We start from the raw sequence: 23,348 nt of genomic DNA, 5'->3' as shown, positions 1-23,348 counted from the left end.
CGCCTCGGTACGATTCGGCTTTCAGACCAGCCCGGCGCGCAGGTTCAGCAGCATGCGCTCGCCCTGGGCGAGGATCAGTCCGCCCGCGCGATAGCCGGCGGCGCCGATGCACAGGAAACGCTCCGCCTCACCCGGCTCCACCTGCTCCACCGCGCGGCTGCCCGGGTGCCAGATGACGCTGCCGGCGCTGGTGTTCTTGTCGATGCGCAGGCGGCGCTGCCAGCCGGCATCCTCCAGCACCAGGGAACCGGTGTTGTAGAGCACCTGCTTGACCGCGCCACGGGGCGCCCAGGTGTTGGGCAGGCCGCTGGCCTTGCCGTCCAGCTCCATGCCGTGGACCACCGAGCGACGCAGCGAACCCACGCGCCAGTATGGCTGCAGGGCGAAGCTGAAGAGGCAGTCGCTGTCATCTTCGTGGTAGCTGGAGAGTTCGATATCCAGGTCCTGGCCCAGGCGCGCTTCCAGGCGCACGTGCCAGTCCTCGATATCCAGTTGCCAGCTGACGACCGCCTTCTGGTCGTCGGCCCAGGCGTCGAGCATGCGCCACTCGCGCTGGCGCGCCCAGCCGTGCTGGGGCCAGTCGGCCTCGGTGGGATGGCTGCCGAACCACGGCCAGCAGACCGGGATGCCGCCACGGATCGGCGCGGTGCTCAGGCTCGGCCACTGGCTCGAACACCACAGCAGCGGGCGCGCGCCGCGCGGCTGGAAGTGCAGCAGTTGCGCGCCCTGGCGGCTGAAGACCGCCTGGCATTGCGGATGATCGATGAGCAGCAGGTCGCGACGCTGGAAGCGCACCCAGTCGAAGGGGCGCTTGCCCCGCATGGAATGAAAAAAGCGCTGCAGCGGATGCTCGAGCATTGTCCGGATGTCCTGATCCAATCCCTGCCCGGACATTCCGGGGCGTGAAGTTCTCTGTAGTTTCACTACATCTTACAGAAAAGGCCGCGATTCTAACCGCAAAGCCTAGTCACGCGCAGCGCCCGCGCCAATGAAAAACGGTTCCTCACCCGCTCCGGGTCCGCCCGTTTTCTACGGATGTAGGAGCGAACTCGCTCGCGAACCGCCCGGAACACCGGCGCCAGGCAATTCGCGAGCAAGCTCGCTCCTACAAAAAGCAGCCGAGGAACCACCCAACACACCGCCCGGAGCAGACAAAAAAGGCCCGTCGCAAGGACGGGCCAGGTTCGCACCAGGGAGCAATCAGAAGCTGGACTGGATCTTCAGGCCGGCCACCACGGCGTTGTTCACCTCGTCCACCCCGCCCGGATGGCGGATGTACTGCAGGTTCGGCCGCACGGTGAGCCAATTGGTCACATGCACGCCGTAGTACAGCTCGGCGTTGTACTCGGTGTCCTGGATGGGCTGGTACAGCGGGTTGTCGTAGTCGTCGATGCCGTTGACCTGGTTCACCAGGCGCTGGCGATCCTGCACGTCGTCGTTGACGTGGATGCGCGCCACGCCGAAGCCGATGTCGTCCTTGGGCCGCGCATCGAACGGGCCTTTGTAGACGACACCGAGCTGCTGGTAGTTGTCGACGGTGTTGGTGGCCTTGTCGTGCACGGTGAAGTTGGCGAACAGGCTCAGGCCGCGGGAGGCGTCGCCGTTGTGCGCGGTGACCTGCTGCTGCGCCACCACCCACCAGCCGTGCTTGCCGCTGTGGGTCTTGGCCGGTTCGCCGGTGAGCGCCTGCGGGTTGCCGTTGACGTCGTCGTACACATCGTCGGCCTCGGCGGTGCTGTAGTAGTAGCCCAGGCGGTATTCACCCGGCAGCTGTGCGGCGCCGACTTTCGGCATCCACACCAGCTCCACCGGCAGGATGGTGCCCTTAGTGCCACTGCCGTTGAGCTTGAAGCCGTTGCCGGTTTCCAGGTTCGACGGGTTCTGGTTGTACGCGCCGACCTGGGCGTACCACTCGTCGTTGAAGTTCCACTTCACGCGGGCGGCCCATTGGCTGACCGGCCAGTTGTACCAGATGCCGCCGACCCAGTTGCCCACCTGCGATCCGCAGAAGGCCAGGTTCTGGAAGTCGCAGGGGAAGCTGTTGAAGTCCTCGCCCTCGCCGAAGCGGCCGACCTTCACGTCCAGCGCGCCGTCGAAGTACTGCTGCTTGATCCACATCTGCGTCAGGCGCCAGGTCTGGCCCCGGCCCCAGACTTCCTGCACGGAGCTGAACTGCCCGGCGCGCGGGTCGCTGATGCGGTCGTTGGAGAGGTTGCGGCCGCTACGCTCGGTGACCGTCAGCTGGAACTCGGTGGCGTCCCAGCCGAGGATCTTCTGCAGGTCCAGGTGGGTGCCGAGGGCGAACTGGTCGGAGTAGCGCGCGGTGGTGTGCTGGTCGTAGCCGCCGCCCAGGTTGCTGGCGACCTCGCCGACGTAGTCGAGCTTGAAGTCGTAGCCCTTCTCCAGCAGTTCGGTGCGCTTGCCGCCCCAGTCGCCCAGGCCCCACTGGGACTCGGAAGAGAAGGCATCGGCGGCCCCTGCGGTATTGCCCGCCCCCGCGGCACTCAGCGCGATCAGGCAACCAAGTGTCCGTACAGCAGGTCGATTCTTGATGTACTGGTTCATGTCCAGCATCCTCGTTAGGTGTCGTATTTTCAGGCAGTGAATCACTCAGGAATTCTTCTGGCGCGCCAGTGGCGTCACCTTGCTGTCGCCGTTGCCACGCGGCTCCGCGCGCAGGCGTTCGCCACTCCGGGCATCGAACAGCAGTGCACGGGAGGGATCGAAACGCAGTTGCAGCGATGAGCCGGGCTGCGGAGCCTGGTCCGGCGCGAGACGGCAGCAGACTTTGGCGCCGTTGAGCGTGACAAAGGCCAGGGTGTCCGGGCCGGTCGGTTCGACCACCTCGACTTCGGCGCGCAGATCGCTCGGGCCATTGGCACCGTCGCTGGCCAGCTGCACCTGCTCCGGGCGCAAGCCGAGGATCAGTTCACGGCCTTCGATCAGCCCGGCATCCAGTTGCAGCGGCAGCTCGCAGCGGTCCTGGCCGCTGTCCAGCAGGCCGATCAGCCGGCTGCCCTGTTGCTGCACCCGGAGCGGGATGAAGTTCATCGGCGGCGAGCCGATGAAGCTGGCGACGAACAGGTTCGCCGGGTCGTTGTAGATCTGCTGCGGCGTACCGAACTGCTGGACGATGCCGTCCTTCATCACCGCCACCTTGTCGCCCAGGGTCATGGCCTCGATCTGGTCGTGGGTCACGTAGACCGTGGTGGTCTTCAGGCGCTGGTGCATCAGCTTGATCTCGGTGCGCATCTCCACGCGCAGCTTGGCGTCGAGGTTCGACAGCGGCTCGTCGAACAGGTAGATCTTCGGCCGCCGCGCCAGCGCCCGGCCCATGGCCACGCGCTGCTGCTGGCCGCCGGAGAGCTGCGAAGGCTTGCGTTCGAGCAGGTGCTCGATCTGCAGCAGCTTGGCCACGCGCGCCACCTCGGCGTCGATCTCGACCCTGGGCAGCTTGCGGATCTTCAGGCCGAAGGCGATGTTCTCGCGCACGCTCATGGTCGGGTACAGCGCGTAGGACTGGAACACCATGGCGATGTCGCGATCCTTCGGGCTCATGCCGCTGATGTCCTGGCCGTCCACCAGGATGGCGCCGCCGGTAAGGTTCTCCAGCCCCGCGATGCAATTCATCAGGGTGGATTTGCCGCAGCCGGAAGGGCCGACCAGGATCAGGAACTCGCCCGAGTCGATCGACAGGTTGATCGACTTCAGGGTGTCCGCCAGGCCCGCGCCGTAGGACTTGTGCAGGTTGTGCAGTTCAAGGGTGGACATCGGTGCTTACCTCAACCTTTGACGGCGCCGGCAGTGAGCCCGCGCACGAAGTACTTGCCGGCCAGTACATAGACCACCAGCGTGGGCAGCGCCGCGATCATCGCGGCCGCCATGTCGACGTTGTATTCCTTCACGCCCGTGCTGATGTTCACCAGGTTGTTCAGAGCCACCGTGATCGGTTGTGCGTCGCCACTGGCGAACACCACACCGAAGAGGAAATCATTCCAGATCTGGGTGAACTGCCAGATCAGACAGACCATCACGATGGGGGTGGACATCGGCATCAGAATGCGTAGGAAAATTGTGAAGAACCCCGCGCCGTCCAGGCGCGCAGCCTTCACCAGCGCATCCGGGATCGCCACGAAGTAGTTGCGGAAGAACAGCGTGGTGAAGGCCAGGCCATAGATGCAGTGCACCATCACCAGGCCGATGGTGGTGTTGGCCAGGCCGAGCTTGCCGAGGGTGAAGGACATCGGCAGGAGGATTACCTGGAACGGCAGGAAGCAGCCGAACAGCAGCGCGCCGAAGAACAGCTGCGAACCGCGGAAGCGCCACATCGACAGCACATAGCCGTTCATGGCGCCGATGAAGGTGGAGATCAGCACGCCCGGCACGGTGATCTTCACCGAGTTCCAGAAGTAATCGCCCACCGCGCCCCAGGCCTTCACCCAGCCGATCACGGTGAACACGTCCGGCAGCGCCAGCAGGTTGCTGTTGCGGATGTCCTCGGGCGACTTGAAGCTGGTCAGCAGCATGACCAGCAGCGGGATCACGTACAGCGCCACGGCGCCCCAGAGGGTCGCGTGCACCGCCAGGCGGCTCAGGCTGAACGACGGTTTCAGGGTCGAGTCATGCATGGCGCTTGCCCCGCAGTTCGGAGTACAGGTACGGCACGACGATGGCCAGCACGGCGCCCAGCATCAGCATCGCGCTGGCCGCGCCCAGGCCCATCTGGCCGCGGGTGAAGGTGTGGGCGTACATGAACATCGCCGGCAGGTCGGAGGAGTAGCCGGGGCCGCCGGCGGTCATCGCGGCGACCAGGTCGAAGCTCTTGATGGCGATGTGCGCGAGGATCATCAGCGCACTGAAGAACACCGGGCGCAGGCTCGGCAGGACGATGCGCAGGTAGATGGTCGGCAGGCTCGCGCCGTCCACCTGGGCGGCACGGACGATGGCCGGATCGACCCCACGCAGGCCGGCGAGGAACAGCGCCATGACGAAGCCCGAGGCCTGCCACACGGCGGCGATCACCAGGCAGTAGACGACCCGCTCCGGGTCCACCAGCCAGTCGAAGCGGAAACCGCTCCAGCCCCAGTCGCGCAGCAGCTTGTCCAGGCCCAGGCCGGGGTTGAGCAGCCATTTCCAGGCGGTGCCGGTGACGATCATGGACAGCGCCATGGGGTACAGGTAAACGGTGCGGATGAAGCCTTCACGGCGGATGCGCTGGTCCAGCAGCACCGCGAGGAACACGCCGAGCACCAGGCAGGCGCCGATGAACAGGCCGCCGAACAGCAGCAGGTTCTTGCTTGCCACCCACCAGCGGTCGTTGTCCCACAGGCGCAGGTACTGGCTCAGGCCGGCCCAGCTGTACGCGGGCATGAAGCGAGAGTTGGTGAAGGACAGCAACAGCGTCCAGCCGATGTAGCCGTACACGCAGACCAGCACCACGAGCATGCTCGGGGCCAGCACCAGCTTCGGCAGCCAGGCCTGCAAGCCATCGAGCAGCGAAGCGCGGGGACTAGCGGCGGGTGTGAAAGTCGGAGATTGGGTCGCCATCTGCTTTCTCGAGGATGAGTGAGCCCGCCCGGGCTGCCGTGGCGGCCCGGAGTCGTTCTGTCGGGAGAGAAGCCGGCTCCGCTACGGGGCCGGCGAGCGCCTTACTGCGCGGCGGCCTGGATGGCAGCGCCCAGTTGCTGCGCGGCCTTCTGCGGGTCGGCGGCGGGGTCGTTGAAGAAGTTGGTGACCACGTCGAATATCGCGCCCTGCACGTAGCTGGAGGCAGCCATGCTGTGGGCCATGCTCGGCACCAGGTTGCCGTCGGCCGAAGCCGCCTTGAAGTCCTTCATCGACTGCTGGGCGCAGCTGTCGAACGGCGTCATGTCGACGTCCAGGCGCACCGGGATCGAGCCCTTGTTCAGGCTGAAGTCCTTCTGGAACGCCGGGTCGAGTACCGCGCGCGCCAGGTCTTCCTGGGCCTTGCGGTTCTCGGCGTTGCTCAGCTTGAACATCACCAGGGAATCGATGTTGTAGTCGAAGGCCTTCTGCGTGCCCGGGAACGGCAGGCACTGGTAGTCCTTGCCCGCCACCTTGCCGGCGGCGGTGAATTCGCTCTTGGCCCAGTCGCCCATGATCTGCATGCCGGCCTTGCCGTTGATCACCATGCCGGTGGCGACGTTCCACTCGCGGCCGGCGGCGTCGGCGTCAACGTAACCGTGCAGCTTCTTCAGCGCGGCGAAGACGTCGGCCATCGGCGCGCCAGTCAGGGTTTCCTTGTCCAGCTCGACGAAGGCCTTGCGGTAGCCTTCCGGGCCCATCTTGCTCAGGACCAGGTTCTCGAACAGGGTGCCGTCCTGCCACGGCTGGCTGCCATGGGCGAGCGGCGTGAAGCCGGCGGCCTTGAGCTTGTCGGCGGCGACGAAGAATTCGTCCAGGGTAGTCGGCGGCGTGGCCCCGGCCTTCTTGAAGACTTCCGGGTTGATGTACAGCCAGTTCACCCGGTGCACATTGACCGGCACGGCCACGTAGTCGCCCTTGTATTTCATGATCTGCGCCACCTGCGGCGGCAGCAGTTGGTCCCACTTGCCTTCGGCGGCGACGTCGTTGAGGTCGGCGAGCAGCCCCAGCTCGCCCCATTCCTGGATGTCCGGCCCCTTGATCTGCGCGGCGGCCGGCGGATTGCCGGAGACGGCGCGGGTCTTCAGCACGGTCATGGCCGCTTCACCACCGCCACCGGCGACGGCGAAATCCTTCCAGGTGTGGCCCTTGGCTTCGACGAGTTTCTTCAGGGTTTCGGCGGCGCGCTTCTCGCCAGGGGAAGTCCACCAGTGCAGCACCTCGACTTCACCGGCGTGGGCCAGCAGCGGGGAGAGACAGAAAGAGGAAAGACAGATGGCGGCCGACAGGCGACGGATCGCATTCATGGGGAGCACCTTGTTCTTGTTATTGGAGGCAAGTCTGCGCTTGCGATGGTCCGAGTCTATCCAAGGCATTCCGTTCTCCGGGTAACGAAGCGATCTTTGATTGTCACCGCTCGGTGACATTTGAGCTTGATGGGAAGCGCTGTACTGGGTGAGCGTTTTCGAATGTGTCCTGGGGCACCGAATTCCGGCCCACTACCCTCTCCCCCGCCCTCTGACTAGGCGTCCCCCCTATGAAGAGAGAGGGGGCTGTCCTCTGCCGTGCCAGGTATGCAGTTCGCCTGATGCCGTCGCAGCTTTCAACTATCAATGGGGAGCCGGCTGACGCCGTGGCCTCGCCTCGCTCCGAGCGGCCCCCTCTCCCTTCAGGGAGAGGGTTGGGGAGAGGGAAATGGCTCCCCCTCCAGCGTCAAGCGTATCGCCTCCAGCACCGAGTCCATCCTCGCCAGCACATCATGATTCCAGTACCGCAACACCGTGAAACCCTTGTTCTTGAGCCATGCGTCACGCTTCTGATCCACATCGGAACCCAGATGCTGCCCACCATCCAACTCGATGATCAACATGCGCTCGTGACAAATGAAATCGATGATGCACGGGCCGATGACTTTCTGCCGGCGGAATTTGAGGCCGAGGAAGCGGTGGGCGCGCAGGTGGTGCCAGAGGGCGAGTTCGGCTTCGGTCTGGTCTGTGCGGAGTTGTTTTGAATATTGGGTGAGGTGGGATGACATTGGCGGAGCTCCAGCGGGAGTACTGCTGGAGGCTAGTCCTCTCCCCAGCCCTCTCCCTGAAGGGAGAGGGAGCTTTCCGAGTTGCCTGTACGCTACTGCGCCCACTCGTACCAAGGTGTCAAGCGGACTCCCAGGTAACAGCTCGCGCCGATCCAGTCCCCTTTCCCTTCGGAGCGGAGCGAGTAGCCAGGGTTAGGGAGAGGGCCGCGACATCCGCACAATCCGCAGTCACCCGCAGAAGCGAACGCCCTACTCCACCTCCAACCTCGGCAAGCGCAACGTCACCCGCAACCCGCCCTCGCGGCGGTTCTGCAGGCTGACTTCGCCACCGTGGGTATGCGCGATGTTGCGCGCGATGCCCAACCCGAGGCCGTAGCCCTGGCCGCGTTCGGACAACCGGAAGCGCGGCTCGAAGACTTTTTCCAGGCGCTGTTCCGGCACGCCGGGCCCCTGGTCGTCGACGTGCAGGACCACCGCGTTGGCATCGTCCTCGATGCTCAGCTGGGCGCGGCCGCCGTATTTCAAGGCGTTGTCCAGCAGGTTGCCGATGCAGCGCTTGAGCGCCAGCGGCTTGCCCGAATAAGGCTCGAGCGCGGCGCCGAGCACCTCGACACGGCCATCGGCGATGTAGGGCCCGGCGACGTACTGCAGCAGCTGATTGAGGTCCACCGGCTCGATGTTCTCGTGGATGTCGGTGTCCTTCACGCATTGCAGCGCGCCCTTCACCAGCAGCTCCAGCTCGTCGAGGTCGTGGCTGAATTTCTCTTGCGCCTGCTCATCCTCCAGCAGCTCGACCCGCAGGCGCAGGCGGGTGATCGGTGTGCGCAGGTCGTGGGAGATACCGCTGAACAACTGGCCACGCTCGTTGACGTAGCGGTCGATACGCTCGCGCATGGTGTTGAAGGCCCGTGAGACTTCCACCAGTTCGCTCGCCCCGTTCTCCTCCAGCGGCTGGTCCTGGCCGCCCAGGGCGATGTCGCGGGCAGCACGGGCCAGGCGCTTGAGCGGGCGACTCTGCCAGTGCACCAGCAAGCCGGTGAACAGCAATAACAGGAGGCTGGTGAAGGCGATGGAGATGATCTGCTGCGGCGGCAGGCCTTCGGGCTCCAGGGTGACGTAGGGCGCCGGCATCAGGCTGGCGATGTAGAGCCATTCGCTCTCGCCGATGCGGATCTGCGTGACCAGCACCGGCGGGTTCACCGGTTCCAGGGTCAGCGCGTAGTGCGCCCAGGAACGCGGCAGTTCCTCCAGTTTCAGCTCACCGTTGAACAGTCGCAGGTCGTCGGGGCTGACGAACTCCACCTGCAGCTCGACATCCTTGCCCAGCTTCTGGTGCAGCACGTCCTGCACGATGTCGATCACCGCCTGTTTGTTGCTGGTGTCGGGCAGCGCGCGCAGGTTCAGCGGGCGCTCGTTGAGCGAGACGAAGAAGCGCGTGCCGCCCATGCTGCGCAACTGGTCCAGCACCAGCGGGCGGTAGCCGATGGGCAGCGAGCGGAAGTAACTGACGCTGGCGGCCATGGAATAGGCCAGGCTGCGCGAACTGGTGAGCAGGCCGTCGCGCTGGCTGGTGCGCAGGTGGGAAATCCAGAACAGGCTCGACAGCCCCTGGGCGAGCAGTACCGCCAGCAGGGTGAGCAACAGCATGCGGCCGAGCAGCGAGCGCGGCACCAGGGCCCAGCGGCGGCGCTCACTCATGGCCGGCGAGGTGCGGGCGAACCTGGGCAGCCAGCAGGTAACCGCTGCCGCGCACGGTCTGGATCAACCGCGCCGGCTTCCCGGTATCGCGCAGGCGCTGGCGCAGGCGCGACACGGCCATGTCGACGATGCGCTCCAGCGGCATCACCTCGCGGCCACGGGTGGCGCTGGCGATGGTGTCGCGGTCGAGAATCTGCCGGGGGTTGTCGAGGAACAGCTTGAGCAGCGCGAAGTCGGCGCCACTGAGGAAGTGTTCCTCGCCGTCTTCATGGAACAGCCGGTGGCTGATGGTATCCAGCCGCCAGTCGTCGAAGGCGATGACTTCGCCGCCGCGCACCTGGGTGAACTGCGCGCGGCGCAGCAGCGCCTTGATCCGCGCCAGCAGCTCGCGGGGGCTGAAGGGCTTGCCGAGGTAGTCGTCGGCCCCCAGTTCCAGGCCCACCACGCGGTCGGCCTCGTCGGAGCTGGCGGTGAGCATGATCACCGGCATGCAGGCGTGGCGCTGGTGCGAGCGAATCCAGCGGCACAGGCTGAAACCGTCCTCGTCGGGCAGCATCACGTCGAGGATCGCCAGGGCGGATTCCTCTTCGCACAGCGCACGGCGGAAATCCGTGCCATTGGCGACGGCGCGCACCTGGAAGCCGGCGCGGCTGAGGTAGGCATCCAGCAATTCGCGGATTTCCTGATCGTCGTCCACCAGCAGGATGGATCGGGCAGGCTGGTTCACTTCGGGCGTCCCTTCTTGTTGTTATTCAGGGGTTGAGCGGTCTGTCAGCCTTCGTTGCGCAACGCCTGTTCCAGGGCGACACCAGCGCCGAACAGGCCCGGATGATCCGCCGTCATGACCCACACCGGCACCGGGTCGAGATACGGCCCGCTGGTCTTGCCACGGGTGCGGAAGGCCTCGGCGAAGCCGCTGCGCTGGAAGCGTTCGAGGAAGCGCGGGACGATGCCGCCGGTGATGTACACGCCCCCCAGCGCGCCGACCGTCAGCACGGCGTTGCCGGCGACCCGCGCCAGCCAGACGAAGAAGTGTTCCAGCACCGCGTCGGCGTAGGCGTCGCCAGCCATGGCGCGCTCGCCGATCTCGGCGGCGGTGGCGCATTTCGGCTCCACGCCATCGAGCTGGCAGCTCATGCGATAGAGGTTTTCCAGGCCGCTGCCGGAGAGCACGCGCTCGGCCGAGACATGGCCGTACTTCTCGCGCAGCAGTTGCCAGAGGGCGAAGTCGCGCTCCGAGGTCACCGGCAGGTCGACGTGGCCGCCTTCGCAGGGCAAGACCTCGAAGCCGCCGAAGGGAAGCGGCATCAGGCTGCCGACACCCAGGCCGGTGCCCGGACCGATGATCAGCTTGGCGCGACCCTCCAGCGCCTTGCCCGGACGCACCTGTACCAGATGCTCTTCCGACAGTCGCGAAGCTGCCCAGGCCATGGTGCTGAAGTCATTCACCAGCAGCAGGTGGCTCAGGCCCAGCTCGGCGCGGAAGGCATCACGGCGAATCACCCAGTGGTTATTGGTGAACTTGAAGTCGCCCGCCCCGACCGGCCCGGCGCAGGCCAGGCAGACGTTGTCGATGGCCGACAGCGGCTGGCCGATACGCTGCAGGTAGTCACGCACGGCATCTTCGGGGCGCGGATAATCGGCGCAGGCCAGGACCTCGATGGACTCAAGGACTTCACCGCGCCACAGGGCGAAGCGGGCATTGGTGCCACCGATGTCGCCGACCAGGGCGAAACCGTTCGAGGCAGTCTGAGCGTTGTTGGAATTCATTGCGGGCTCGGGCCTGGAAGTTGGGTGAAAGGGTGCGGCGCGGGATCATGCCAGCATAGGCCAGCGCCGGGAACGCCCCGTGCGACGGACAGGCAATCACGTCACACGGGAGTGCGGCGCCGCTCAGCTCGGGCCGTTCAGTTCGGCCGTGAAGCTGCAGGCGCCCTGCTCCGCCGGGCTGAAGGCATTGCGCATGAAGGCGAACAGCTCGCGGCCCATGCCGAGGTTATCAATGACCGGGGTTTCCACGAGCGGACGGGCTTCCCATTCCGCCGCGTCCACCAGCACGCGCAGTTCGCCGGTGGTGCCGTCGACGCGCACCACGTCGCCGTCGCGCAGCTTGGCCAGCGGGCCGCCGTTGAGTGCCTCCGGAGAGACGTGGATCGCCGCCGGCACCTTGCCGGAGGCGCCGGACATGCGCCCATCGGTGACCAGCGCCACCTTGAAGCCACGGTCCTGCAGCACGCCGAGGAACGGCGTGAGCTTGTGCAGCTCCGGCATGCCATTGGCGCGCGGGCCCTGGAAGCGCACCACGGCCACCAGGTCGCGCTCCAGCTCGCCGGCCTTGAAGGCGGCGGCCAGGCTCGACTGGTCGTGGAAGATGCGCACCGGGGCTTCGACGATCTGGTGCTCCAGTGCCACGGCGGAGACCTTCATCACACCGCGGCCGAGGTTGCCCTCCATCAGGCGCAGGCCGCCCTCGGGCGAGAACGGCTTGTCGATGGGGCGCAGGATGTTCTCGTCCAGGCTCGCCGCCGGACCTTCGCGCCAGACCAGCTTGCCGCCATCGAGGAAGGGCTCCTGGATGTAGCGACGCAGGCCCTTGCCGACCACGGTCTGCACGTCTTCATGCAGCAGGCCGCCGTCGAGCAGCTGGCGGATCAGGAAGGACATGCCGCCCGCCGCCTGGAAGTGGTTGATATCGGCCTGGCCGTTGGGATAGATGCGCGCCAGCATCGGCACGACTTCGGAGAGGTCGGCCATGTCCTGCCAGGTCAGCTGGATGCCGGCCGCCTGGGCGATGGCCAGCAGGTGCAGGGTGTGGTTGGTCGAGCCGCCAGTGGCCAGCAGCGCCACCACCGAGTTGACCATGGCCTTCTCGTCGACGATCTCCGCCATGGGCACGAACTGGCCGTTCTCCGGGGTCAGGCGCGCGGCCTGGCGAGCGGCTTCGCGGGTCAGCTCGTCGCGCAGCGGGGTGTTCGGGTTGACGAAGGAAGCGCCCGGCAGGTGCAGGCCCATCACTTCCACCAGCAACTGGTTGGTGTTGGCGGTGCCATAGAAGGTGCAGGTGCCCGGCGCGTGGTAGGAGGCCATCTCCGAGGCCAGCAGCTCCTCGCGGGTGGCCTTGCCTTCGGCGAACAGCTGGCGCACTGCGGCCTTCTCTTTGTTGGAGATGCCGGTAGGCATGGGGCCGGCGGGCACGAACACCACCGGCAGGTGGCCGAAGCGCAGCGAGCCGATCAGCAGGCCGGGGACGATCTTGTCGCACACGCCCAGGCACAGCGCGGCGTCGAACATGTTGTGCGACAGCGCAATGGCGGTGCCCATGGCGATCACGTCGCGGCTGGCCAGGGACAGTTCCATCCCAGGCTCGCCCTGGGTCACGCCGTCACACATGGCCGGCACGCCGCCGGCGAACTGGCCGACCGAACCGATCTGCCGCAGGGCGTCCTTGATCAGCTCCGGGAAGCGTTCCAGCGGCTGGTGCGCGGAGAGCATGTCGTTGTAGGCGGAGACGATGGCGACGTTGGCCTGGTTCATCAGCCGCAGCGCCTGTTTGTCGGAATCACCACAGGCCGCAACACCGTGGGCGAGGTTGCCGCAGGGCAGCGTGCCGCGGTGCGGGCCCTTGGTGGCGGCTGCCTTGACCAGGTCGAGGTAGCGCTGTCGCGTGGCCGCGCTGCGGGCCTGGATACGCTGGGTGACTTCAAGCACACGGGGGTGCATGGCAGCATTCTCCTACAGACTATCGGTTGTTGTTTTTACAACATAATCATCGATTACTAGGCGTTTACTTTTCATCGACGGCGAAATTTAATGGTTTTTACCACAACAAAAGAAAAGAGACGACCTTCATGACTATACGCCTGGCAATCAATGGATTTGGCCGCATCGGTCGGAACGTACTCCGCGCGCTCTACTCGGGCCCCTATCGCCAGCACCTGCAAGTGGTGGCGATCAACGATCTGGGCGACGCCGCGATCAACGCCCATCTGTTCCAGTACGACAGTGTGCATGGGCGCTTCGCCGGCCACGTCGAGCACGACGCCGAAAGCCTCAGGGTAGAGGGCGACCGCATCGCCGTCACGGCGATCCGCAATCCGGCAGAGTTGCCGTGGAAAGCCCTGGGGGTGGATATCGTGCTGGAGTGCACCGGCCTCTTCACCTCCCGTGACAAGGCCTCCGCGCACCTGCAGGCCGGCGCGCGCCAGGTGCTGATCTCCGCGCCCGGCCAGGATGTGGACGCCACGGTGGTGTTCGGTGTCAACGAAGACATCCTGCGCGGGGTGCACCGCATCGTCTCCAACGCCTCCTGCACCACCAACTGCCTGGCGCCGGTGGCCCAGGTGCTGCACCGCGAGCTGGGCATCGAGCGCGGCCTGATGACCACCATCCACGCCTATACCAACGACCAGAGTCTCTCCGACGTGTACCACAGCGACCCGTACCGGGCGCGCTCGGCGACCCAGTCGTTGATCCCGACCAGGACCGGCGCCGCCGAAGCGGTGGGCCTGGTCTTGCCGGAACTGGCCGGCAAGCTGACCGGGCTGGCGGTGCGAGTGCCGGTGATCAATGTGTCGCTGGTGGACCTCACGGTGGAGGTCGGCCGCGATACCAGCGCGCAGGAAATCAACGAACTGATGGAACGAGCCAGCGAGCTTTCGCCGATCCTCGGCTTCAACCGCCTGCCGCTGGTCTCGGTGGACTTCAACCACGATCCTCGCTCGGCCATCTTCGATGCCAGCCACACACGGGTGAATGGGCGGCTGGTGAAGGTGATGGCCTGGTACGACAACGAGTGGGGGTTTTCCAACCGGATGCTGGATACGGCGCGGGTGATGTATCTGGCGCGGGGGTGATGCGAGGTTCGCGAGCAAGCTCGCTCCTACAGGTCTGGAGTGCAGGCTCTTCGCAGGAGCGAGCTTGCTCGCGAACAGCCTTTCAATCAGCGATACAGCCGCTTCCCCTGCGCCTCCAGCACCAGCAGGCGCATGTCGGCCTCGGCCCGGATCGCTTCCTGGCCGAGATGATCGACACGCTTCCACGCCTTGATTTCCTCACGACTGCGGCCACAACCCAGGCAGATGCCCTCTTCGAACTCGCAGACCTTGATGCACGGACTCTTCACGGACTTCCTCTCGACTCGATGGGTGAACGTCAGTGGGCCTGCACAATGGACACCCGCGCGGCGCCAAGGTCCAACTCGATTTCCCCATCGGCGCCATCGACGCGGGTTATCGAAGCGGGCAATCGAAGGCTACGCGCCTTGCTAGAATCCGCCCTCCCCCCTTGCGGCCTCGCCCATGCTCGCCCTCAAGCTCACCCTGGTTCCGCTGTTCCTGCTGCTGGTCTCGCTCTCCGGGCGCTGGTGGGGGCCGACCGTTGCCGGCTGCCTGGCCGCCCTGCCCGCCATCGCCGGCCCCATCCTCTACCTGATCACCGTGGAGCACGGACGCGACTTCGGCGCCCAGGCCGCGCTGCTGGCGCTGGCGGCGATCTTCGCTTCGGAAGCCTTCAACTTCGCCTACGCCTGGTTGTGCCGCAAGCAACGTTGGCCACTGGCCCTGAGCGGCGCGATGCTCGCCTGGCTGGTCGCGGCCTGGGCCTTGACGCAACTCCCCACCATGCCCGCCTGGGCGCTGATCGCCGCAGCACTGGGCGCACTGACCAGTCAGCTGTTCATGCCCCGCGCCGAGCAGCCGGGCAGCGTCGCCGCGCTTGGCCGCTTCGAACTGGGCCTGCGCATGCTCGCCGGTGCGTTGCTGACCCTGGCCGTCACCGCCCTCGCCGGCTGGGCCGGGCCGAGCTGGAGCGGCCTGCTGGCGGTGTTCCCGCTGCTCTCCATCGTGCTCTGCGTGTCGTCGCAACGCCTGCATGGCGCAGGCTTCGTCATCGCCCTGCTGCGCGGCATGGTCACCGGGCGCCCGGCCTTCGCGGCGTTCTGCCTGTGGCTGGCGTTGCGCCTGCCGGACAACGACACCCTGCCCAGCTTTGCCGAGGCAGCGCTGCTGGCCGTGCTGGTGCAAGGCGCGGTGCGCTGGCTGATCGGGTTCCGCTCCCGCAGGACAGCCAAAGCCGCCTGACAAAGAAAAACGCCACGGCTGAACCAGCCGTGGCGTTTTCGTCTGCAGCAGCGGTTTACGCTTAGAGCAGGGTGAAGCTCTGCTCCTTCACGTTGTCCGAATCCAGGCCGACGTAGACCTTGAACTCGCCCGGCTCCGAGGCGTAACGCAGCTGGCTGTCGTAGAAGCGCAGGTCTTCCTCGCGAATCGGGAACTGCACCACCTTCGACTCGCCCGGCTGCAGCAGGATCTTGCTGAAGCCCTTGAGCTCCTTGACCGGGCGGCTGATGGACGCGGCGACGTCGCGCAGGTAGAGCTGCACGGTGGTCTCACCGGCGACCTTGCCGGTGTTCTTCACGGTCACGCTGGCGGTCAGCTGGTCGCCCTTCTTCAGCTTGCTGCCCGACAGCTTCACGTCCGAGACGCTGAAGTCGGTGTAGCTCAGGCCATAGCCGAACGGGTACAGCGGGCCGTTCTCCGAGTCGAAGTAGCGCGAGGTGTACTTGTTCGGGTGCTCGTGGTCGAACGGGCGGCCGGTGTTCAGGTGGTTGTAGTAGATCGGCACCTGGCCCACCGAGCGCGGGAAGGTCATGGTCAGCTTGCCCGAGGGGTTGTAGTCGCCGAACAGCACGTCGGCGATGGCGTTGCCGCCCTCGGTGCCGCTGAACCAGGTTTCCAGCACGGCGTCGGCGTTGGCGCTTTCCCAGCGCAGGTCCATCGGCCGGCCGTTCATCAGCACCAGCACCAGCGGCTTGCCGGTGGCCTTGAGGGCCTTGAGCAGCTCGATCTGGCTCTGCGCGATGTGCAGGTTGGTCTTGCTCGACGCCTCGTGGGCCATGCCCTGGGATTCGCCGACCACGGCCACCACCACGTCAGCCTGCTTCGCCTTCTCGACGGCTTCGTCGATCATGGCCTTCGGGCTGCGCGGATCGACCTTCACGTCCTCGCTGTACTCGTTGAGGTATTTGACGATCTCCGGATCGTCGGTGACGTTGGCGCCCTTGGCGTAGAGCAGCGCGGCGTGGCCACGGGTGGCGGTGCCCATGCCTTCGAGCACGGTCACGGCCTGGAAAGCCTTGCCGGCGGCGGACCAGCTGCCCATCACGTCGCGCTTGCTGTCGGCCAGCGGGCCGATCAGGGCGATCACGCCGTCACGCTTGAGCGGCAGCACGCCACCCTCGTTCTTCAGCAGGACCATGCCCTTGCGCGCGATCTCGCGGGCGTCGGCGCGGTGCAGGCGTTCTTCGGCGTCGGTATCCACCGGGTCCTTGCCCTGCAGGTAGCGGTACGGGTCCTGGAACAGGCCCATGTCCCACTTGGCGGCGAGCACGTCGCGGCAGGCGCGGTCGATCTCGTCCTGGCTGATCAGCCCGGCCTTGAGCAGCTCGGGCATGTGCTTGCCGTACAGGTCGTCGTTCATGTTCATTTCGACGCCGGCGTTGATCGCTGCCTGGGTGGCGTCGCGTTCGGTAGCGGCCACGCCGTGCTTGATCAGCTCCAGCACCGCGCCGTGGTCGCTCAGGGTCAGGCCCTTGTAGCCCCACTGTCCGCGCAGCAGGTCTTGCAGCAGCCACTTGTTGGCGGTGGCCGGCACGCCGTTGATGCTGTTGAGCGAGACCATCACCGCGCCGGCGCCGGCGTCGATGGCCGCGCGGTACGGCGGCAGGTAGTCCTGGAACATGCGCTGCGGGCTCATGTCCACGGTGTTGTAGTCGCGGCCGCCTTCGCCGGCGCCGTACAGGGCGAAGTGCTTGACCCCGGCCATGATGGTTTCCGGCTGGTTCAGGCCCTTGCCCTGGTAGCCCTTGACCACCGCGGCGGCGACCTTGCTGGTCAGCCAGGCGTCTTCGCCGAAGCCTTCGGAGACACGGCCCCAGCGCGGATCGCGGGCGATGTCGACGGTGGGCGAATAGGTCAGGTTGAGGCCGTCGGCACTGGCCTCGATGGCCGAGACGCGGGCGCTGCGCTCGATGGCGGCCAGGTCCCAGCTCGCCGCCAGGCCCAGGCCGATGGGGAACACGGTGCGGTGGCCATGGACCACGTCGTAGGCGAAGAACAGCGGGATCTTCAGGCGGCTCTTCATGGCCGCGTCCTGCAGGTCGCGGATGCCCGGACGCACCACGGTATTGAACACCGCGCCGGTGGTGCCCTCGGCGATTTCCTTCAGCAGTACCGGCTTGGGATGGTCCGGCCCGACGCTGACCAGGCGCAGCTGGCCGATCTTCTCTTCCAGCGTCATGCGCTGCATCAGGCTGTCGAGGAAGGCTTCCTTGGACTGGCCGGCCAGCGGCACGGCGGCTGCGGCGGCAGGCGCCTGGGCGGCGGAAAGCGAAGCGCTGCTCAGGCCCAGCAGGAGGCCGAGCCAGCAGATACGGCTGATTGGAGTTCTTTTCATATGGGTACTCAGCAGCCTGCGCGAGGCGCCAGGCCACTGTGGATTGTTGTCGAGAGACGTCGTCAGGGCGGTCGAGCGGGCGGCATCCCCGGGTGTTGCCGCCAGCGCCTTGCGAACGCGGCACATAAGGTCGTCGCGCCGAGGGCGGAAGTCAATCACCGAACGGCTGGAAAGCCTCGGCCAGATACGCCAAAAGCCGGGCTCAATGGTCGCGATTGCGCGCGTTGAACTCCATTTCCTCAAGCATGGCTTCGCGCAGGGCCCGCTCTTCATCCCATTCGTCCTCCGCCGGCTCGGGGGCCGGCAGTGGCGCGGGCGCTTCGGGCTCGGCTGCCACGGCGGGCTGGCCTTGCGTTTCGGGTTGGCCAGGCGCTTGGGCTTCGACCTCCGGCAGCGCATGAACGCCACTGAAGTCGGCCTCCACGCCAGTGTCCTCGTCGTCGCTCGGCGGGCGGTCGACCAGGTCGTCGAAGTCGGTCTTCAGCCCCTGTTCCATCTCGTCCAGCTCGGCCAGCAGGCTGCGGAAGCTGGTTTCCTCCTTCGGCTCCTCTGGCGGCGCGGGCTCCGGCTCCTCGCCGGCATCGCGCACGGCCTGGTCGGCCAGGGCTTGCAGGGACGGCGGGACGTAATCCTCGTCGTACTCCTCGGGGCTCGGCAAGCTGGCCACCGGTGCCATGTCCTCGAGGATCGGCTGCGGCTCGGGCTCCATCAGTTTGAGCTCGGCCAGCGGCGGCAGGTCTTCCAGGCTCTTGAGGTTGAAGTAGTCGAGGAAGGTGCGGGTGGTGGCAAGCATCGCCGGGCGGCCGGGGACTTCGCGGTAGCCGACGATGCGGATCCACTCGCGCTCCATCAGCGTCTTGACGATCTGGGTGTTCACCGCGACGCCACGGATTTCCTCGATCTCGCCCCGGGTAATCGGCTGGCGGTAGGCGATCAGCGCCAGGGTCTCCAGCAGCGCACGGGAATAGCGCTGCGGGCGCTCTTCCCAGAGCCGGCCGACCCAGGAGGCGAACTTCTCGCGCACCTGCAGGCGGTAGCCGGTGGCGACTTCCTTCAGTTCGAAGGCCCGCCCGGAGCAGGACAGGCTCAGCACCGCCAGCGCATCGCGGAACTGCTGCGGCTCGGGGCGCTCGGCCTCCTCGAACAGCTCGCCGAGGCGCTCCAGCGACATGGGCTTGCCGGCAGCCAGGAGGATGCCTTCGAGCAGGGTCGCCAGTTCTTGCGGGTCGGAGAGATTCATCGGGGGCTCGGGTCAGGGTCGGAATAGGAAGGTTTCGCCGTTCAGGCGGGAAAGCTACTCAAAGCGCAGCGCCAGGGCAACGCTGGCTGATCAGAGCAGATCGTCCTCCGGCTCGCCGCCCAGCGCCTGATCGAGCGCCGACTCGTCTTCCGCGCCGTCGAAGTGGCCGTCCTCGAAGGTCAGCTCGGCCGGCGGCTCTTCGCACGGCTCGAAAACAGCTTCGTCGCCCTCTTCCAGGACGTCTTCCGACGTTTCCCCGAAGCGCGCGGCGCCTTCCTGCACTTCCGTGCGGGCGCGGACGTGGATAGGCGCGAAGGCTTCGTTCTGTACCAGCTCCACCAGTTGCTCCTTCACCAGCTCCAGCACCGCCATGAAGGTCACCACCACGCCCAGCTTGCCTTCCTCGACACGGAACAGCGTGATGAAGGGGACGAAACCCTCGCCCTTCAGGCGCTCGAGGATCTCGCTCATGCGCTCGCGTGTGGAGAGCATTTCGCGGGTGACCTGGTGGCTTTCGAACAGGTCGGCGCGGCGCAGCACCTCGGCCATGCACAGCATCAGTTCCTGCATGTCCACTTCCGGCAACAGCCGGCGCGCCCGCGCATCCGGCGCGGCGATGGTCGGCACCACGTAGTCGCGGCCCAGGCGCGGCAGGTCGTCGAGGTCCTCGGCGGCCTTCTTGAAGCGCTCGTACTCCTGCAGGCGGCGGATCAGCTCGGCGCGCGGGTCGTCCTCTTCTTCCTCGGCCTCGGCCGAGCGCGGCAGCAGCATGCGCGACTTGATCTCGGCGAGCATGGCGGCCATCACCAGGTACTCGGCGGCCAGTTCCAGGCGCACCGACTTCATCAGCTCGACGTAGCCCATGTACTGGCGGGTGATCTCCGCCACGGGGATGTCGAGGATGTTGATGTTCTGCTTGCGGATCAGGTAGAGCAGCAGGTCGAGCGGACCCTCGAAGGCTTCGAGGAAGACCTCCAGGGCGTCCGGCGGGATGTACAGGTCCTGCGGCATCTCCGTCAGGGCCTCGCCGTAGACGAGCGCCAGCTGCACCGGCACCTGGTATTCAGGGGCGGCGGCGGGGGCTTCCGGCTCGGTCAGGTCACTCATCGGCCACTCGTCAGGCGCAGGGTTCGAAGGCGGCATTATCCCTGCTTTTGCCGGCGGCGCGAGGGGCATTTGGCGGATTTGCTTCGCACGCGGCATGCCTGTGGGTAGGAGCGGACTCCGTCCGCGATTGGCTTCCGGCGCGATGCCGCCCTGGCATTACTGTAGGAGCGAGCTTGCTCGCGAACCAAAGCCTCGCTGCGGAGCTGGGTTCGCGAGCAAGCTCGCTCCTACAAGAAGCAAACAGCGCTGCCTATCGGTAAGACAGCCCCATGGCATGCCGCACCTCCACCAGCGTCTCGCGCGCGGCCTCGCGAGCGCGTTCGGCGCCTTCGGCGAGGATGCTGCGCACCAACTCGGGGTTGTCCTCGTAGTCCAGCGCGCGCTCCTGGATCGGCGCCAGTTCGTGGAGGATCGATTCGATCACCGGCCGCTTGCAGTCCAGGCAGCCGATCCCGGCGCTGCGGCAACCTTCCTGCACCCACTGGCGGCAACCGTCGTCGGAGTAGATCAGGTGCCACTGCCACACCGGGCAACGCTCCGGATCGCCCGGATCGCGGCGGTGCACGCGCGCCGGGTCGGTGGGCATGCGCGCGATCTTCTCCTCGATCACCGCCGGGCTGTCGCGCAGGGCAATGGTGTTGTGGTGCGACTTGGACATCTTATGCCCGTCCAGCCCGGGCATCTTCGGCGCGTGGCTGGTGAGGGTCTGCGGCTCGGGCAGCAGCACGCGGCTGCTGCCTTCGAGGTAGCCGAACAGCCGGTCGCGGTCGCCCAGGGTCAGGCTCTGCTGCTCCATGAGCAGCGCACGGGCGGTCTCCAGCGCCTCGGCGTCGCCCTGCTCCTGCCAGGCGCGGCGCAGGCTGCTGTAGAGCTTGCCGGTCTTCTTGCCCAGGCGGGCGATGGCGGTCTGGGCGCGGTCCTCGAAGTCCACCTCGCCGCCGTACAGGTGATTGAAGCGGCGGGCGATCTCGCGAGTGAATTCGACGTGGGCGAACTGATCCGACCCCACCGGCACCAGGCCCGCGCGGTAGATCAGGATGTCCGCGGCCTGCAGCAGCGGGTAGCCGAGGAAGCCGAAGGTGGAAAGGTCCTTGTGGACCAGCTTTTCCTGCAGTTCCTTGTAGGTCGGCACGCGCTCCAGCCAGGACAGCGGGCAGATCATCGACAGCAGCAGGTGCAACTCGGCGTGCTCAGGCACCTGGGACTGGATGAACAGCGTCGCCGCGCTGGGGCTGACGCCCACCGCCAGCCAGTCGATGGCCATGTCGCGCACGTGCTGGCGGATACTGGCGGTCTCGTCGTACTCGGTGGTCAGCGCATGCCAGTCGACGATGGAGAAGTAGCATTCGTACTCGTGCTGCAGTTTCACCCAGCTCTGCAGCACACCGTGGTAATGCCCCAGGTGCAGGCGCCCGGTGGGGCGCATGCCGGACAGCACACGGCGCAGGGATTCGACGCTGGTCAAGCGGTCAACCTCGCGGGTTCGGCGATGGGACGAGGGAGTATAGCCAGCACGCCGGGCGTGTTCAGGCGTTGACCATGAAGGGCTCCGGGTCGCCGCAGCCGACGCGCACGACCACCGGGTCCTCGTCGGTCAGGGCGATCACGGTGGAGGCCTCGCCGCCGCCGAAACCACCGTCGATGATCAGGTCGACCAGGTGCTCCAGCGAATCGCGCATCTCGTACGGATCATTCAGCGGCTCGCTCTGGCCGGGCAGGATCAGGCTGACGCTCATCAGCGGTTCACCCAGTTCCTCCAGCAGCGCCAGGGCGATCGGGCAGGCTGGCACGCGCAGACCGATGGTGCGGCGCTTGGGATGCAGCAGCATGCGCGGCACTTCGCGGGTGGCATTGAGGATGAAGGTGTAGGGGCCAGGCGTGTGCGCCTTGAGCAGGCGGAACAGGCCGGTGTCGACCTTGGCATAGAGGCCAAGCTCCGACAGATCACGACAGACCAGGGTGAAGTTGTGCTTGTCGTCCAGCCGGCGGATGTGGCGGATGCGCTCCACCGCGGACTTCTCGCCGATGCGGCAACCCAGCGCATACGACGAGTCGGTGGGATAGGCGATCACCCCACCCTGGCGGACGATCTCCACCGCCTGCTTGATCAGGCGCGCCTGGGGATTTTCCGGATGGATCTGAAAGAACTGGCTCATGGAGTCTCCTTGATCCCGATGGCGTTCTCGGCGCTGGCGAAGCGCGGCCAGAGCGGCGCCAAGTCTTCCGGCACGCTCCGGTAAAGGCCCAGCTCCGACCAGTCGCTGGGGCCGTGGAAGTCACTGCCGGCAGTGACCATCAGGCCGAATTCGCGGGCGAGGATGCTCAGCACGCCGACCTGCTCGGCCGGCTGCGGGCCGTTGCAGACCTCCAGCGCATGGCCGCCGGCGGCGATGAAGTCGGCCACCAGCTTGCGCCGCTTGGTGCGGGTGAAGTCGTACTGGTAGGGATGCGCCAGGCTGATCCAGGCGCCCGCCGCGCGCAGCGTGCCGACGGCGTCGGCGAGGCTCGGCCAGTGCTGCTTGACGTCGCCCAGCTTGCCGGCGCCCAGCCACTTGCGGAAGGCCTCGGCGCGGTCCTTGACATGGCCCTGGCGCAGCAGGAACTCGGCGAAGTGCGGGCGCGCCGGGGCGTTCTCGCTGTCGCCCAGTTCGGCCTGGATCGCCCGCGCCCCCTCGAAGGCGCCGGGCATGCCCTTGGCTTCCAGGCGCCGGCCGATTTCCTCGGCGCGGGTCCAGCGGGCACGGTGCAGGTCGTCCAGCGCCTTCACCAGCGGCTCGGCCGTCACATCGAAGCCGTAACCCAGCACGTGAATGGTCGCCCCGCCCCAGGTGCAGGACACCTCGACGCCGTCCACCAGTTCCATGCCCAGCGCCTGCGCGGCGCGGCGCGCCTCGGGCAGGCCATCGAGGGTGTCGTGGTCGGTCAGCGCCAGCACGCGCACGCCGCGCCCATGGGCACGCTCGACCAGGGCCGTCGGGCTTAGCTGTCCGTCGGACGCGGTGCTGTGGCAGTGCAGATCGACTCGCATGGGGCTTCCAGGGAATGCAGGGGGTGGCTTGGTGTCGGAATGGATTTCTGTCGGGATAACTTTCTGTATAGACGCTTCTGTGCCAACGCTCCCGCGGCAATGGATTGAAACCATGATCTGACGCAGCGTTGGGCGGATGGCTCTTTCAGTTCATCCGCAGGTTGGTATTATGCCGGCTCTACTGG

Annotated in this window: 19 protein-coding genes and 1 pseudogene; 2 read left to right on the top strand and 18 right to left on the bottom strand. The window is 66.5% G+C overall.

Features of this window, described 5'->3' with window-relative positions:
- Positions 1 to 21: 21 nt before the first annotated feature.
- The 11 genes from UB43_RS09425 to edd form a co-directional block, all read right to left on the bottom strand.
- Positions 22 to 858, bottom strand: a complete 837-nt coding sequence (locus UB43_RS09425) for a D-hexose-6-phosphate mutarotase (RefSeq protein ID WP_017516670.1) — start codon at positions 856 to 858, stop codon at positions 22 to 24.
- A 342-nt stretch (positions 859 to 1,200) separates the two neighbouring features.
- The gene (locus UB43_RS09420) at positions 1,201 to 2,565 is read right to left on the bottom strand and encodes a carbohydrate porin (protein WP_045210258.1); all 1,365 of its coding nucleotides are present in this window, start codon (positions 2,563 to 2,565) and stop codon (positions 1,201 to 1,203) included.
- A 45-nt stretch (positions 2,566 to 2,610) separates the two neighbouring features.
- Complete coding sequence (locus UB43_RS09415) at positions 2,611 to 3,771, bottom strand: ABC transporter ATP-binding protein (protein WP_045210170.1); 1,161 nt, start codon at positions 3,769 to 3,771, stop codon at positions 2,611 to 2,613.
- Between the two features lie 11 nt (positions 3,772 to 3,782).
- On the bottom strand, positions 3,783 to 4,628 hold the full coding sequence (locus tag UB43_RS09410; RefSeq protein ID WP_045210168.1) for a carbohydrate ABC transporter permease: 846 nt from the start codon (positions 4,626 to 4,628) through the stop codon (positions 3,783 to 3,785).
- Positions 4,621 to 5,547 (bottom strand): carbohydrate ABC transporter permease, encoded by a 927-nt coding sequence (locus UB43_RS09405; RefSeq protein ID WP_045210166.1) that lies wholly within the window; start codon positions 5,545 to 5,547, stop codon positions 4,621 to 4,623. The genes UB43_RS09410 and UB43_RS09405 overlap by 8 nt, the downstream gene beginning before the upstream one ends.
- Before the next feature lie 101 nt (positions 5,548 to 5,648).
- A complete protein-coding gene (locus UB43_RS09400) occupies positions 5,649 to 6,911 on the bottom strand; it encodes an ABC transporter substrate-binding protein (RefSeq protein WP_045210163.1) in 1,263 nt (420 codons plus the stop codon).
- 362 nt (positions 6,912 to 7,273) lie between these two features.
- Positions 7,274 to 7,639 carry an endonuclease domain-containing protein gene (locus tag UB43_RS09395; RefSeq protein WP_045210162.1) on the bottom strand — a complete coding sequence of 122 codons (366 nt, stop codon included), beginning with the start codon at positions 7,637 to 7,639 and terminating at the stop codon, positions 7,274 to 7,276.
- Positions 7,640 to 7,888: 249 nt separating this feature from the next.
- Entirely contained in the window at positions 7,889 to 9,310 is a 1,422-nt protein-coding gene (locus UB43_RS09390) for an ATP-binding protein (RefSeq protein WP_156160385.1), read from the bottom strand.
- A gap of 19 nt (positions 9,311 to 9,329) precedes the next feature.
- Complete coding sequence (locus UB43_RS09385; protein WP_045210159.1) at positions 9,330 to 10,064, bottom strand: response regulator; 735 nt, start codon at positions 10,062 to 10,064, stop codon at positions 9,330 to 9,332.
- A gap of 44 nt (positions 10,065 to 10,108) precedes the next feature.
- A complete protein-coding gene (locus tag UB43_RS09380) occupies positions 10,109 to 11,107 on the bottom strand; it encodes a glucokinase (RefSeq protein WP_045210158.1) in 999 nt (332 codons plus the stop codon).
- Positions 11,108 to 11,230: 123 nt separating this feature from the next.
- Entirely contained in the window at positions 11,231 to 13,057 is a 1,827-nt protein-coding gene (edd, locus tag UB43_RS09375; protein ID WP_045210157.1) for a phosphogluconate dehydratase, read from the bottom strand.
- 128 nt (positions 13,058 to 13,185) lie between these two features.
- On the opposite strand from edd, the gene gap reads away from it, so the two are divergent.
- Positions 13,186 to 14,190, top strand: a complete 1,005-nt coding sequence (gene gap, locus UB43_RS09370; RefSeq protein ID WP_045210155.1) for a type I glyceraldehyde-3-phosphate dehydrogenase — start codon at positions 13,186 to 13,188, stop codon at positions 14,188 to 14,190.
- An 86-nt stretch (positions 14,191 to 14,276) separates the two neighbouring features.
- On the opposite strand, the gene UB43_RS09365 is transcribed toward gap, so the two are convergent.
- Positions 14,277 to 14,459 (bottom strand): DUF1289 domain-containing protein, encoded by a 183-nt coding sequence (locus tag UB43_RS09365; protein ID WP_024766417.1) that lies wholly within the window; start codon positions 14,457 to 14,459, stop codon positions 14,277 to 14,279.
- 175 nt (positions 14,460 to 14,634) lie between these two features.
- Here UB43_RS09365 and UB43_RS09360 point away from each other — a divergent pair, with 175 nt between their 5' ends.
- Positions 14,635 to 15,414 carry a hypothetical protein gene (locus tag UB43_RS09360; protein ID WP_045210153.1) on the top strand — a complete coding sequence of 260 codons (780 nt, stop codon included), beginning with the start codon at positions 14,635 to 14,637 and terminating at the stop codon, positions 15,412 to 15,414.
- 61 nt (positions 15,415 to 15,475) lie between these two features.
- Here the strand turns inward: UB43_RS09360 and bglX are convergent, their stop codons facing one another.
- The 6 genes and pseudogenes from bglX to UB43_RS09330 form a co-directional block, all read right to left on the bottom strand.
- On the bottom strand, positions 15,476 to 17,773 hold the full coding sequence (gene bglX, locus UB43_RS09355) for a beta-glucosidase BglX (RefSeq protein WP_256205131.1): 2,298 nt from the start codon (positions 17,771 to 17,773) through the stop codon (positions 15,476 to 15,478).
- A 217-nt stretch (positions 17,774 to 17,990) separates the two neighbouring features.
- On the bottom strand, positions 17,991 to 19,028 hold the full coding sequence (gene scpB, locus UB43_RS09350) for an SMC-Scp complex subunit ScpB (RefSeq protein ID WP_045210152.1): 1,038 nt from the start codon (positions 19,026 to 19,028) through the stop codon (positions 17,991 to 17,993).
- 219 nt (positions 19,029 to 19,247) lie between these two features.
- Positions 19,248 to 20,006: pseudogene (locus tag UB43_RS09345) on the bottom strand (ScpA family protein); the annotation flags it as partial.
- Between the two features lie 379 nt (positions 20,007 to 20,385).
- Positions 20,386 to 21,600, bottom strand: a complete 1,215-nt coding sequence (locus UB43_RS09340; RefSeq protein ID WP_045210150.1) for a tryptophan--tRNA ligase — start codon at positions 21,598 to 21,600, stop codon at positions 20,386 to 20,388.
- Between the two features lie 61 nt (positions 21,601 to 21,661).
- A complete protein-coding gene (locus UB43_RS09335) occupies positions 21,662 to 22,291 on the bottom strand; it encodes an L-threonylcarbamoyladenylate synthase (RefSeq protein ID WP_045210146.1) in 630 nt (209 codons plus the stop codon).
- Positions 22,288 to 23,163 (bottom strand): PHP domain-containing protein, encoded by an 876-nt coding sequence (locus UB43_RS09330; protein WP_045210145.1) that lies wholly within the window; start codon positions 23,161 to 23,163, stop codon positions 22,288 to 22,290. Before UB43_RS09330 ends, UB43_RS09335 begins: the two co-directional genes overlap by 4 nt.
- Between the last annotated feature and the right edge of the window lie 185 nt (positions 23,164 to 23,348).

Origin of the sequence: Pseudomonas sp. 21 (assembly GCF_000955805.1) — a bacterium.
Classification (GTDB): Bacteria; Pseudomonadota; Gammaproteobacteria; order Pseudomonadales; family Pseudomonadaceae; genus Pseudomonas.
This window is presented reverse-complemented; position numbering and strand designations above follow the sequence as displayed.